Source organism: Microcoleus sp. PH2017_35_SFW_U_B (assembly GCF_020737865.1).
GTDB lineage: Bacteria > Cyanobacteriota > Cyanobacteriia > Cyanobacteriales > Microcoleaceae > Microcoleus.
The window spans coordinates 1-12483 of record NZ_JAEQDE010000143.1 but is presented as its reverse complement, the minus strand read 5'-3'; the positions used below and the strand labels follow the sequence as shown (position 1 = coordinate 12483).

The window sequence follows — 12483 nt, the reverse complement described above, 5'->3', positions numbered from 1 at the left end:
TCTATCTGGGAGTCAATTTATACCCAGGCTTTTATTGAGTATGAGACTGACTATCGTCTGAGAGATTGGACAGGAAGTCCAGACGGGGAGCGGGGCGAACTGAGACGGCAGATAGTCACGAAGGCGTTGTCGCTGCTAGCACAGCAGATGGGACGGAATGTGGCAATTGATTTAGAGAAATGGGTCAGGTTTCACGAATGCTGTCCTGAAGCCGAAAGAGCGATGACAGAGTGGCAAATTACTCTTAGGTATGCCTATATTTCGCCAAAGTCCCGTCGTTATCCTCGAAAAGTTCCTCCACCCGCCGTCTTAGAGCCAATATTACCAGAGATTTCTGAACTGGTAGCTTTGGCTCGCAGAACCGAGATTAAGGACGCTTTGAAGCGTGTCGCTCCGCCCCCCCCATACGAGCAGATCCCCTACGAATATATGGAGCATTGTTATGAAGAGTTAATGCTATCTCAGGTAATCGATCGATCGCTGACTTTGAAAGCTTTGCAAACAATTGCCTCTAAACTCAACGACACGGAACGTTCAGAAGTGGCGATGTGGGCGGAGATTCAAGCTCGGACTATGAGTAGATATGGTAAACCAGAGAATCTGTGTGGAGATAAGTATTTGCAAGTTGAACTACCTTGCTTTGATGTTCCATCATTACTTGACTTTTCTGCTTTGTGCGGGCGAGACGCCTACCCCACAAGAACTTCATCAAATTTTGACTGTAAAGTTTAAATGCAGAACAGCTTAATACAGTGTTTTATGGGTAGGAGCGGGGGTAGCAGGAGCTGTTCTGATCGCATTAGAAATAATTGCAAGGCTTCTGGGGTTAGAGTTACGTTTTAGGCCTTGATAGACACGATCATTTATGACAAAACAAAACTGTTTGGAACTTGATTTTTCTTGGAAAGATGGGGAAAGCTCGGAGTATTTGGAAGCTTTGTCTTTACCCACTTTACCGTGGGCGGCTCCTTTCCTACTGCTGTTAGGATTGCCAAATGCTCTATTAGAGCAACCATCTATCTGGGAGTCAATTTATACCCAGGCTTTTATTGAGCATGAGACTCGCTATCGGATGAGAGATTGGACAGGTACACATGGTGAGCGAGGCGAGCTTGTACGGCAGGTAATTGTGAAGGCGTTGTCGCTGCTGGCACAGCAGATGGGACGGGATGTGGCCATTGATTTAGAGAAATGGGTCAGGTTTCACTTCTTCTGTCTTGAAGCCGAAAGAGCGATGAGAGAGTGGGGAATAACTCTTCGGATTGCCTATTTTTCACCAAATTCCCGTAAGTATCACAGAAAAATTCCTCCACCCGCCGTCTTAGTGCCTATATTGCCTCTTATTGAGGAATTGGTGGATTTCGATCGCAGAACCGAGATCTACCAGCATTTGAAGCGTGTCGCTCCGCCCCCCCCATACGAGCAGATTCCCTACGAATATATGGAACATTGTTATGAAATGACAATGATTTCGGGGGTACTCGATCAAGCGCTGACTTTGAAAGCTTTGCAAACAATTGCCTCTAGACTCAATGACATGGAACGAAAAGAAGTGGCGATGTGGGCGCAGGCTCAAGCTCTTATTATGTATAGAGATGGTAAACCAGAGAATCTATGTGGAGATAAGTATTTGCAAGTTGAACTTCCCTGCTTTGATGTTCCATCATTACTTGACTTTTCTACTGTAGATGAGAGTGCTTGACGGAAGCCACCACGAGGATAAGACTGTGGATTAATGAGCGATACATACGATCGCCCTGCGAGCCTTTTTTGCAAGGAATTGATGGAAGTCAGTAAACTCTAGTGGAGAACCGGAGTATAATCAAAGGTGAGGAGTGAGAATTTGGAACTCAAAATTGAGAATGATTCTAAAATCTGACTTCGGAGTTGAGAATTCTGGTACTTTCAAGTGCAACTATGGTAGAACTCTCCTGTAAAAGCGAATACGCAATCTTAGCTTTGCTGGAGCTGGCCGATTGCTACGATGAGGGCGAACCCCTGCAAATTCGCCAGATAGCTGCTCAGCAAAATATTCCCGATCGATATTTAGAACAGTTGCTCGCTACCATGAGACGCTGCGGGCTGATTCGCAGCCAGCGAGGAGCTAAGGGTGGTTATATCTTGGCGCGGGAACCGTGGAAAATTACACTGCTCGAAATTATCAACTGTCTCGAAGGCTCAGACTTCGATCGCTCTGAAAAAGACTCGCCTGCTCAAACTGTAGAAAGTGCTGTGATTTGGGAAGTTTGGCAAGAAGCGCGATCGATCGCCAACTCGGTGTTGCAAAAATATACGCTACAAGATCTGTGCGAAAAACGCAATGGCAGACGGCAGCTCAATATTATGTATTACATCTAGTTAAGCCGACGCGCGTCTAATTTTCAAAATCCTGTTTTTTCAAACAATCAGTGCGGTAGGCGAGAGAGCCAGCCCTAAAAGTTAAATCTCAATACGCAATAGCTTAATATTGCCAACTAGGAATTAACATTTACTTTCAACAACAAGCAGACAAAGATTATGCGTATTGCTGGCGACATTACAGAATTGGTGGGGCACACACCCCTGGTGCAACTCAACCGCATTCCCCAAGCCGAAGGCTGCTTGGCTCGGATTGTAGTCAAACTCGAAGGCATGAATCCGGCAGCATCAGTAAAAGACCGGATTGGTGTCAATATGGTGAATCAAGCCGAGGCAGAAGGGCTGATTACTCCCGGGAAAACGGTTTTAGTAGAACCGACATCTGGCAATACCGGAATTGCTCTAGCAATGGTGGCGGCCGCAAAGGGCTACCAGTTGATTTTGACCATGCCGGATACGATGAGCACGGAACGTCGATCGATGTTACGAGCTTACGGAGCTCAACTAGAATTGACTCCCGGCATTGAAGGCATGAGTGGCTGCATTCGGCGCGCTCAAGAGATTGTAGACAAAACTCCGAATGCGTATATGTTGCAGCAGTTTCGGAATCCAGCCAACCCGGACATTCACCGTTCGACAACGGCTGAGGAAATTTGGGCAGATACCGACGGCGAGGTGGATTTCCTGATTTCTGGAGTCGGCACTGGCGGCACGATTACTGGTGTTGCAGAGGTGATTAAGTCCCGGAAACCCGAGTTTAAGGCGATCGCCGTTGAACCAGCAAACAGTCAGGTACTGTCGGGCGGAAAGCCCGGGCCTCATAAAATTCAAGGTATCGGTGCAGGTTTTGTGCCGCCCGTGCTGAATGTTGATGCGATCGACGAAGTGATCATTGTTACCGATGACGAGGCGATCGCCTACGGGCGCCGCTTAGCCAGAGAAGAAGGACTTTTGTCCGGTATTTCCAGCGGTGCGGCACTGTGTGCAGCTTTGAAAGTCGGCAAGCGTCCTGAAAATGCAGGTAAATTGATTGTGATGATTCAGCCTAGCTTCGGCGAGCGCTATCTCAGCACTCCCTTGTTCCAGGATCCAGAACTGAATCTGGCGGTGGCTGTCAACTAAACTAGCCTCCGGCGCGAGTTGCAGAAACTGAGGGCAGGGCGTAGAATGTACGCCCTGCTTGGCTTTTGAGATGAAAAAATTGCGATAGATTATTAGACAAGATTGCATAAGTCTTCGATCGATCCTTCAAGCGCAGATGTCAGACAGATGCAACCGACGATGCAACGCAGATAATTTCAGGGTGTTTTCCGATTTTTGCAATTCAAGTCTATTGTCGATCGCGATCGAGCAATCGCCCTGACGGTTACGATATTCTCGCATTGTACAAACCGCTCGTAAAAACCCAGACAAGGCTACCCAAAAGTAGTCAATGTTAGACATCTACGTTGGTAATTTTAGTGCACATTCCTAAAAATACAGGAATAAACTGCAATCCCTCTATTCCCTTCATGAAGTCAGGAATTACTTTTATAGCTCTATTTATGCTGCCATTAGTATCAGCTTAAATTGAATCCCATTCCGCTTCTTGAGATTCCTTTACTAAGATGAATTTTGGGCTTGCGACATATTGAACTCAAGCCTGCTGACTTCTGCTGTAGTAAGTCGCCAATGTTAATCCGCTTGCCATTTCAAAAGTATGAATGTTTTTTTTAAGATTCTTTTTTAATATATTTATGATACTCTAAAAGCAGATGTTTTTTACCTGAAATTGCTGGCATTTATATCGTATAAATACTTGGTATATTAGCAAATAATGATATTTTTGTCAAGCACTTTTTCGCAGATTATCCAGATTTCAAGGAAATAATAGCGTGTCTTCTGTTACCAATCACTACAAAACCCTAAAAATTAGCCCAACCGCAACCCAAGCCGAGATTAAACAAGCATACCGCCGTTTAGTCAAAATATTTCATCCAGACAGCCAGAGTGCGACAGCCGGTCACGAAGAGATTGTCCGCCTCAATGCAGCCTATGAAATATTAGGAGATGCCCAGCAAAGACAATCTTACGATCGCCAAATCTCCCAGCCCAGCGAAGAGCAATCGCCCTACGCACCAAACGTCACCCGCCAGCGACAACAAGCAGCGCGGGACGCCGACGAACACATGGAACAGTGGCTGATTAAAGTATACAAACCAGTCAATCGAATACTCAACAACATCTTGAAGCCGCTGAAAAAGGAAATAAACGAATTGTCAGCAGATCCGTTCGATGATGAACTGATCGAAAAGTTTCAAGCTTATATCGAAACCTGTCGCGATTTTCTTTCAAAAGCTAATGACTTTCTGAGGGTGATGCCCAATCCATCTAATGTAGCCGGAGTTGCGGCCCATCTTTACTACTGCATCAATCAAGTGGGAGATGGCATAGAAGAATTGCATTTATTTACCCTCAATTATGACGATCGCCATTTGCACACAGGTCAAGAACTGTTTAGAATTGCTGCTAGACTGCGGCGGGAAGCACAGGAGGAATTGAAAATTAGAAGTTAGTGAAGAAGTTATGGTTATTGGTTATGGGTTATTTGTTATTGGTTATTTGTTGCGGGCTATCAATAACAAATAACAAATAACTTCTAATTCATTCCCAATTCCCAATTCCCAATTCCCAATTCCCAATTCCCAATTCCCAATTCCCAATTCCCAATTCCCAATGAGTTCTGAATGTCAAATTCCAAAAAGAACTTGAATTCGCTTCCGGATTTTAATAAAAGGAGTTTGTTCCAGAGAGTCGCCCTCTAACAATCCCAAATCTCTCAAAGCTTGCTGGCGTTCGGACAATTTTTGAGCAATCTGATCTGCCAAATTCGGTTGTTCTGTTAAAAGTTTTTGCAAGTCGTGGCGTTCCACCACAAACAAAATTGCATCTTCGCTAGTTTTAACAGTCGCCGTTCTCGGAGTTCCCAACAGCAAAGAGATTTCCCCAAAAAACTCGCCCTCGTGAAGCGTCGCAATGTACTGATCGGCTTTTTGAGAAAGAACTTCTACAGAACCAGAAAGAATAATATAAAAAGAATCGCCAGGGTCATTTTCATTGCAGACAATCTGTCCTGTTGGAAAAAGTTGTCGGTAGCCGTATTCAATTAACTGCCGCAGTTCTACATCTGTACACTGTTCAAAATAAGTTACTCGCCGCAACAAATCTCGTAGCGTCCAATTATTAGGGGATTTAACCCCTTGCTTTTTAGGCTCGGAAACGGTGGAATTAGATTTGAGTTCGGCTGAATGTTTGGCATTCTGGGGGTAAACTTGACCGTTTGAATTATCGTCTTTGTGATTATTGTGAAAATGTTTGGTTAACTCTTGCGGGTTCCGCAGCCACAAATCCCGCTGGGGAAATGGGATTTCGATATTGCGGTGGCGCAATTCATAATCTATTAAAAAGTTGACCGCACTTTTAATTTCATCGCTTTTCTGTGGCTGGTCAATCCAAATTAAAAGTTCAAAATCTAAAGCGTTATCTCCAAACCCGCGAAACCAAACTTTCGGAGAAGGATGTGATAAGATATTCGATTCCAGTCTCGCAGCGACTAACAGTGCTTCTGTAACTAATACTGGGTCAGTTCCATAGGCAACGCCGACGGGGATGTGGACGCGGCATCTGGGGTCTCTATAACTCCAGTTAATAATGTTGGTTTCGACAAACTTGATGTTTGGTATGATTACAAATAGTCCGTCGATTGTTTTGATAATTGTGGAACGGATGGAAATATTTTCAACTGTTCCTAATAAATGGTCAATCTCAATAAAGTCTCCGACTCGAATTTGCTGCTCAAATAGTAGGGTCAGACCGCTGATAAAGTTGCTGGCGAGATTTTGCAAGCCGAAGCCGAAACCAATGCCGACGACGCCAGCTAAGACTGTCAGAGAGGTGAGGTTGAGCCCTGCACCTTGCATGACGAATATACAGCCAAGGGTTGCTAAGATGTAGCTGATGATGGTGGAAATTGCTTCCCGACTGCCCCGATCCAATCCCATCCTAACTAGCAGGCTGCGTTTGATTCCTTCACTGATGAGACGAGCTATAACGAAGGCTAATATAGCTAATATTATCAGTTTGACGATCGCACTAATGGACAGATGAGTGTCCCCGATATAAAATAGCGGAGTTGCGATCGCACCATACAAATTTTCAAAAAAGCGATCGGCTTGTTCAGTAATCCAATTCATTAAGATTTGGTAATGAGTAATTGGTGATGGATGATTAGTTTTGCTGGCAACTGAACCGCAAACTCCTGACTGTGGCAGAGTTTATGCGAAAAACCCGAAGTGTAGAGTGCGCTGTGTTGCAAAAAGGTCGTCAAGCGCAGCTACCCTGTTGGGAATCGCACTTTCTCAAAGATTCTTAGCTGATGGAAAAGCAACTGATGGCGAGAAACGGTTTTGTAGCGGTATTTTCTGCCCGTGATATCTGTGTTGTGGCGTACCATAAGCCCAGCGGCTGGTGAGGCAACGTGTTGCCAATATCTCAAAAATTGGTAGAAATTCATTCGCAGCACCCTAAAATTATCGAAAAATTCCAGCAAAAATTAGTTTATCCTTAAGAAGTAAGTCCTTTACAGAACTTAACAAGCTTACCTTACTTGACTTTTATGCAGTGCATCATCAATCGTCGGGCACAGTTTTCGGCGAGTCACCGGTACTGGCTGCCGGAGTTGAGCGAAGCCGAGAACTTTGAACGGTTTGGCCCAACTGCCCGCGCACCGGGACACGGACACAATTACGTTCTTTACGTTTCCATGATAGGAGAACTCGACGAGTACGGCATGGTGCTCAACCTGTCTGATGTCAAACACGTCATCAAGCGGGAAGTTACCAAGGATCTCGATTTTTCTTACCTTAACGAAGCATGGCCGGAATTTGGGCAGACTCTGCCAACTACCGAAAACATAGCACGGCAAATTTGGCTGCGGCTAGCTCCTCATTTGCCTGTGAGCAAAATTCAATTGTTTGAACACCCGGAACTTTGGGCTGAATATTTAGGAAATGGCATGGAAGCTTATCTAACTCTGTCCACTCATTTTAGTGCCGCCCATCGGTTGGCTCGTCCCGATTTAAGTTTTGAAGAAAACTCGGAAATTTATGGCAAATGTGCTCGTCCTAACGGTCACGGTCACAACTATCATTTAGAGGTGACTGTTAAAGGGGAAATTGATGCGCGGACTGGGATGATTGCTGATTTGGGAGCTTTGCAAAAAGCTGTTGATGATTATGTTGTTGAACCTTTCGATCACACTTTTTTAAATAAGGATATTGCTTATTTTGAGAAGGTTGTGCCAACGGCGGAGAATATTGCGGTTCGGATCGGGCAATTGTTGCGATCGCCCATACGGGAATTGGGCGCTGAGTTGCACAAGATTAAGCTGATTGAAAGTCCGAATAATAGCTGCGAAATTTACGGTGCCGATTTAGATGCAGCGACGGTACAACAGCAACAGTCAGCAGTTTTAGCTGCGGTTTAGAGGTACAAATCGGATCAGTTGGGGCGGTTTAGGCGGATATGAGGCAAATTGTGCAGATTGGTGAAGCCGCCCCGATGATTCCGAGGATGATTGGAGGCGGATTAGGTGCGAGAAAGTGTTCTTTGACACAAGTTATGTGGCGAGTATTATTGGGACTTTTCCTGACAAGTCAGACGCAGCCCGTATTTTGGAGATAGTAACCCAGAATTCCTCATCAAAGCTATTGTCACTGCTGAGAGTATGAGGTCGATCGCCCGATCTGCTGACAAACAACACTAATTTCTCCTAGGTGAGTTGACGTTTATGCGAGTCTCAAATGTAGCTCTCTTGACTCTGGCCGCCCTCGCATCCCAGAATGTAACTGCTCAAACTAACGCCGCTCCGGCTGCACCTCCCATCTCTGGTGAGACACCGCAGGCCAGCAACTTTGTTGATGCCATAAATAATACCGTCTCTCGTCCGGCGGAGTCAATGAGCGCGCCCGAGACGATCGCCGACGAACAATTTTCCCCACGAATTGCGGTAAAATCGCAGACTGGTTTGCTGGTAGCAGCGGCCGGCGCTGAATTATCTCCTGCTGTTAAAACCAAGGCAAATCCTGCTGCTAGAGCCACCGATGAACTGACTCAATCTTTACAAGAAACATGGCTGGCTAAATTAATCGAAACTGGGGTTAAAAGCAGTCCCCAAGTTCGCGACGCTTTCGATTTTTTCTCTCCACGGACTGGCAGTGCAGAAACTGGATATGGTTTTAATAATACGATAACTCTGCTGAATATTTTATTAATTCTGGGTACTATTTTGCCACCGGTGACAATCGCCTTTTTTTGGGCGATCCGCAGGCTGGTAGTCAAACAGTTGGTTGCTGACGCCAATCAAAGATTGCACGGCATTGGTGTGTTGGAATCAGAGTTGCTCAACTCTCGCCAACTGACTCAAAAAATGAGGGATGAATTAGAGGCACAAATGAGTGCAGCTAAACAATCACTTGATTTTTTAACTAGAGAAACTGAACTTTCCAAATCTTCCGTCGAGCAAATTGAGACTCTCAAATCTCAATTTATCATGCGCCTGCAAGTGTTGGTAACAGAAGTTGACGAGAAAAAATCTCAAATTGTTCAGGAAATTTCCCAGGTTCCGGCAATTGTTGCCAAAGAAGCTGTCAAACTCGCACCTCAGCGGCAGTTAAATAATGCACAAACTTCTGCAACAGCACCTGCTAGTGACGGACAAAATTTGATTGCTGACGATTGTATAAAGCAAGTCGAAGAGCTTTATTTTCAGGGCAATTACAATGAGGCATTAGCCTGCGTAGAAAAAGCTATTTTAACGAACAAGAATGCGGATGAGGCGTGGTATTGGCGCGCCAATGTGTTAATTAGATTGCAGCGTCATGAAGAGGCGATCGCCAGTTACGACCAAGCAATATTAATTAAACCGGATCACTACGAAGCGTGGTACAATAAAGCGAATTTGCTGGGAAAATTGCAGAGGTGCGAAGAGGCGATCGCCTGTTACGAGCGAGCAAGTGCGAGCGAGCCGAGAAAATACGGTTGTTGGCACAGCATAGCAGCTTTGTTGGGTAAATTGCAGCATTACGAAGAGGCGATCGCCAGTTACGATCGCGCCCTGGCTATCAAAACAACCGACAGCGAAATATGGCACAACCGAGGTGCGATGCTGGGTAAAGTACAGCAGTACGCCGCCGCAGTCGATTCTTACGATCGCGCTCTTGAGCTCAATCCCAAGAGATACGAGACTTGGTACAATCGAGGTAATATGCTGTGGAGATTGCTCCGCTACGCTGATTCTGTTGCTTCTTACGATCGGGCTCTCGATATCCGGGCCGACAAATACGAAGTTTGGTACAATAGAGGCGCCGTGCTGGGAAAAATGCAGCTCCATCAAGAGGCGATCGCATCCTACGACAAAGCAATTGCCATTAAACCGCAGGATTTTGAAGTTTGGCACAACCGAGGCGCAGCTTTCGACAAACTATCACAACACGAAGCAGCAATTGCATCTTACTCCCAAGCAATCACGCTTAATTCCAAGTGTTACGAAGCTTGGTTTGGCAAAGGCGAATCTTTGGCAAAATTGCAGCACCATGAAGAAGCGATCGCAGCTTACGAAAAGGCGATCGCAATTCAGCCAGAATCCTACGATGCTTGGCACCACTGCGGTACAGCTTTGTCGCAATTAAAGCGCTACGAAGAAGCAATGGCAGCATACGATCGAGCCATTGCTATCAAGCCAGAAAATGCCGAAGCTTGGCGCGATCGAGGCACAGTTGCCTCAGAATTAAAACAAGATACAGAAGGATTTGCAGCCGGTGAAAAAGATACTCAAAACCAGCCACAAGTCGATGAATCTTCGGAGAGTTAGTTGTAAGGTACAGCGCAACTGAGCTGTATTGGAATATTTTTGGCAAAAATGGTAAACTTATGCCAAATGCTAAAAAAGGAGAATAGTTATGTCTGTGAAAATGCAAAGACGGCTATTTACAGTGCAAGAATATCACCTGATGAGTGAAGCTGGTGTTTTTAGCGATCGCGAACGAGTGGAACTTATCGAAGGAGAAATTATCCAAATGGCAGCAATTGGTAGGCGCCACGCCGCCCGTGTCGATCGCCTGGCAGAGTTTTTTGGCGATCGGGTGCGAACACGTGCTATCATCCGGGTGCAAAATCCTATTAGCATTGGCGATCGATCTGAGCCTCAACCTGATATTGCCTTAGTACAGCGTCGCGCTGATTTTTATGAAGAATCCCTGCCAAATAGCGAGGATGTTTTGCTGTTGGTAGAGGTAGCAGATAGTACCGTTAATTATGACCGCGATGTGAAAATACCGAATTATTCGCGATCGGGCATTCAGGAAGTATGGTTATGGGATTTGGAAGCAAACTGTTTAGAAGTTTACCGCAATCCCACCGCAAATGGCTACACTTCAGTGCAAAAATTTGAACGCGATCAACAAGTTTCACCACTGGCTTTTCCTGAGTTGACAGTGAGTGTTGATTTAATCTTGGGTTAAAAAAATAGTAAGCTTAAACGGGAGCATCTCAGTTTTGCATTTATAGTGCTGTCCCCGCTCGCGTATGCTACAAATCGCGAGCTCTTAAGCTCGCACTATAATAAAAAAAATGCTTTTTGCAAAATAGAGATGCTCCCGCTTAAACTAACTGCGAAAAAAGGAGAATAGTTATGTCTGTTGAAATGAAAAGACGGCTATTTACAGTGCCAGAATATCACCTGATGATTAAAGTAGGTGTTTTTAATAAAAATAACAGAGTCGAATTGATCGAAGGAGAAATTATCGAAATGGCAGCAATTGGGACTCGTCATGCAAGTTGTGTAAAGCGTCTGATCGCTGTGTTCTCCGATCTGGAGAGAAGACGTGCTATTTTGGGTGTTCAAGATCCAATTCAGTTGACAGAAAGGACTGAACCTCAACCGGATGTTGTCTTGCTGCAACCTCGTTCTGACTACTACGCTACAGCGCATCCAATACCATCAGAGGTGTTGCTTTTAGTAGAGGTTTCAGATAGCACTGTCAGGGGGAACGCATCTTATTGAAGACTGTTCGCCAGTGGTGAGTATATTTTGACATAAATTCACCATGCTTAGAAGCTACAGAGACGCTTTATAATGACTTTTGTAAGAAAACAGTATAGCCTTTTTCAGAAAGATGAGGTATGCCAAGATATGCTGGAACCTTTACAGTGTAAAGCTTTTCAAGTCAAGATTTGTCCGCGAATGAATGTGAGAAAGGCTATAATTGATTAATGGTGATTTTTAGGTTTCTGCTAATTTTGAGACAATAAAAATATTACAGCCACTGTTTACAAGTTGTATAATAGCTAGTAATGACTTAGAAACAAAGAATTTAGTTGACTGCAACAGCGAGGATTTTAGTCAAATAATCATCATCCCACCCAGCTCGAAGTCGCTTGTTTTTTGCTCCGGTTTTTGAGGTTTTTTCTTGACTTAAAAGATTGAGAGAAATATGTCTAAGGATAGCAAAGTTTTGCGGAGCATTATCTTTTCTAATCCGACAATCATCTTCACGAAAAGCCACATCTAACACCCAATGTAAACGATTTTCAACTCCCCAATGGCTGCGAACTGATTCACCAAATTTTTGAGCGTTATTTGGTGAACTACTAATGTAATAACGAGTTTCAATACTTGTTTTTCCCTTCACTATTCTCACGGATTCTATCATGCCTATACTATGAAGTTTCTCCCATTGATTGTCCGGATCTATCAGCTCTTTGATGTCACTTAACATTAAATGATGTCGGATTTCTGAGCGACCATGATTACTTTCTGTCTTGGTCGAATAAGCTGTATGTGTAAATCCCGAAAATCCTTGTGCAAGTGCTTGTTTAAATAACTCTTCTACTCTGGCATACAGAGATGGCTGGTTCTTTTTTAAGGTGATTACGTAATCTCCTCCTTGTTCGATAATTGACTTCACAATTGACTTCTGACAGCCCATAGCATCAATCGTGACAATGCTTCCGTTTAATTTTAATACTTTAAGTAAAGCCGGAATAGCCGTGATCTCATTCGATTTTTTGTCAACTTTAACTTGTCCT

General features: G+C 44.5%; 11 protein-coding genes. 9 read left to right on the top strand and 2 right to left on the bottom strand.

All coding sequences use genetic code 11. From position 1 onward, the window contains the following. The 5 genes from JGK36_RS31190 to JGK36_RS31170 form a co-directional block, all read left to right on the top strand. Positions 1-732, top strand: a 732-nt coding sequence (locus JGK36_RS31190) for a hypothetical protein (protein WP_293201297.1), incomplete at its 5' end; no start/stop codon positions are given. A gap of 133 nt (positions 733-865) precedes the next feature. Continuing rightward, the gene (locus JGK36_RS31185; RefSeq protein WP_293199052.1) at positions 866-1702 is read left to right on the top strand and encodes a hypothetical protein; all 837 of its coding nucleotides are present in this window, start codon (positions 866-868) and stop codon (positions 1700-1702) included. Between the two features lie 215 nt (positions 1703-1917). Beyond that, positions 1918-2358 (top strand): Rrf2 family transcriptional regulator, encoded by a 441-nt coding sequence (locus JGK36_RS31180; RefSeq protein ID WP_293185915.1) that lies wholly within the window; start codon positions 1918-1920, stop codon positions 2356-2358. A 159-nt stretch (positions 2359-2517) separates the two neighbouring features. Then, on the top strand, positions 2518-3480 hold the full coding sequence (gene cysK / locus JGK36_RS31175; protein WP_293199050.1) for a cysteine synthase A: 963 nt from the start codon (positions 2518-2520) through the stop codon (positions 3478-3480). A 752-nt stretch (positions 3481-4232) separates the two neighbouring features. Then, the gene (locus JGK36_RS31170) at positions 4233-4913 is read left to right on the top strand and encodes a J domain-containing protein (RefSeq protein WP_293191502.1); all 681 of its coding nucleotides are present in this window, start codon (positions 4233-4235) and stop codon (positions 4911-4913) included. A gap of 174 nt (positions 4914-5087) precedes the next feature. On the opposite strand, the gene JGK36_RS31165 is transcribed toward JGK36_RS31170, so the two are convergent. Next, complete coding sequence (locus tag JGK36_RS31165) at positions 5088-6590, bottom strand: cyclic nucleotide-binding domain-containing protein (RefSeq protein ID WP_293191504.1); 1503 nt, start codon at positions 6588-6590, stop codon at positions 5088-5090. A 422-nt stretch (positions 6591-7012) separates the two neighbouring features. Here JGK36_RS31165 and JGK36_RS31160 point away from each other — a divergent pair, with 422 nt between their 5' ends. The 4 genes from JGK36_RS31160 (at position 7013) to JGK36_RS31145 (ending at position 11458) form a co-directional block, all read left to right on the top strand. Then, positions 7013-7882 carry a 6-carboxytetrahydropterin synthase gene (locus JGK36_RS31160; RefSeq protein ID WP_293185910.1) on the top strand — a complete coding sequence of 290 codons (870 nt, stop codon included), beginning with the start codon at positions 7013-7015 and terminating at the stop codon, positions 7880-7882. Positions 7883-8185: 303 nt separating this feature from the next. Next, positions 8186-10267, top strand: coding sequence for a tetratricopeptide repeat protein (locus JGK36_RS31155; RefSeq protein ID WP_293199048.1), 2082 nt, complete (start codon positions 8186-8188; stop codon positions 10265-10267). 88 nt (positions 10268-10355) lie between these two features. Further along, entirely contained in the window at positions 10356-10916 is a 561-nt protein-coding gene (locus JGK36_RS31150; RefSeq protein WP_293199046.1) for a Uma2 family endonuclease, read from the top strand. 170 nt (positions 10917-11086) lie between these two features. Continuing rightward, the gene (locus JGK36_RS31145) at positions 11087-11458 is read left to right on the top strand and encodes a Uma2 family endonuclease (RefSeq protein ID WP_293199044.1); all 372 of its coding nucleotides are present in this window, start codon (positions 11087-11089) and stop codon (positions 11456-11458) included. 310 nt (positions 11459-11768) lie between these two features. Here the strand turns inward: JGK36_RS31145 and JGK36_RS31140 are convergent. Continuing rightward, positions 11769-12483, bottom strand: a 715-nt coding sequence (locus JGK36_RS31140) for an ISAs1 family transposase (RefSeq protein ID WP_293201295.1), incomplete at its 5' end; no start/stop codon positions are given.

Bases quoted from the DNA above. Each gene is read 5' to 3' on its own strand.
- JGK36_RS31185 (WP_293199052.1), top strand. From the start codon at position 866: ATGACAAAACAAAACTGTTTGGAACTTGATTTTTCTTGGAAAGATGGG.
- JGK36_RS31180 (WP_293185915.1), top strand. From the start codon at position 1,918: ATGGTAGAACTCTCCTGTAAAAGCGAATACGCAATCTTAGCTTTGCTG.
- cysK (WP_293199050.1), top strand. From the start codon at position 2,518: ATGCGTATTGCTGGCGACATTACAGAATTGGTGGGGCACACACCCCTG.
- JGK36_RS31165 (WP_293191504.1), bottom strand. From the start codon at position 6,590: ATGAATTGGATTACTGAACAAGCCGATCGCTTTTTTGAAAATTTGTAT.
- JGK36_RS31160 (WP_293185910.1), top strand. From the start codon at position 7,013: ATGCAGTGCATCATCAATCGTCGGGCACAGTTTTCGGCGAGTCACCGG.
- JGK36_RS31155 (WP_293199048.1), top strand. From the start codon at position 8,186: ATGCGAGTCTCAAATGTAGCTCTCTTGACTCTGGCCGCCCTCGCATCC.
- JGK36_RS31150 (WP_293199046.1), top strand. From the start codon at position 10,356: ATGTCTGTGAAAATGCAAAGACGGCTATTTACAGTGCAAGAATATCAC.
- JGK36_RS31145 (WP_293199044.1), top strand. From the start codon at position 11,087: ATGTCTGTTGAAATGAAAAGACGGCTATTTACAGTGCCAGAATATCAC.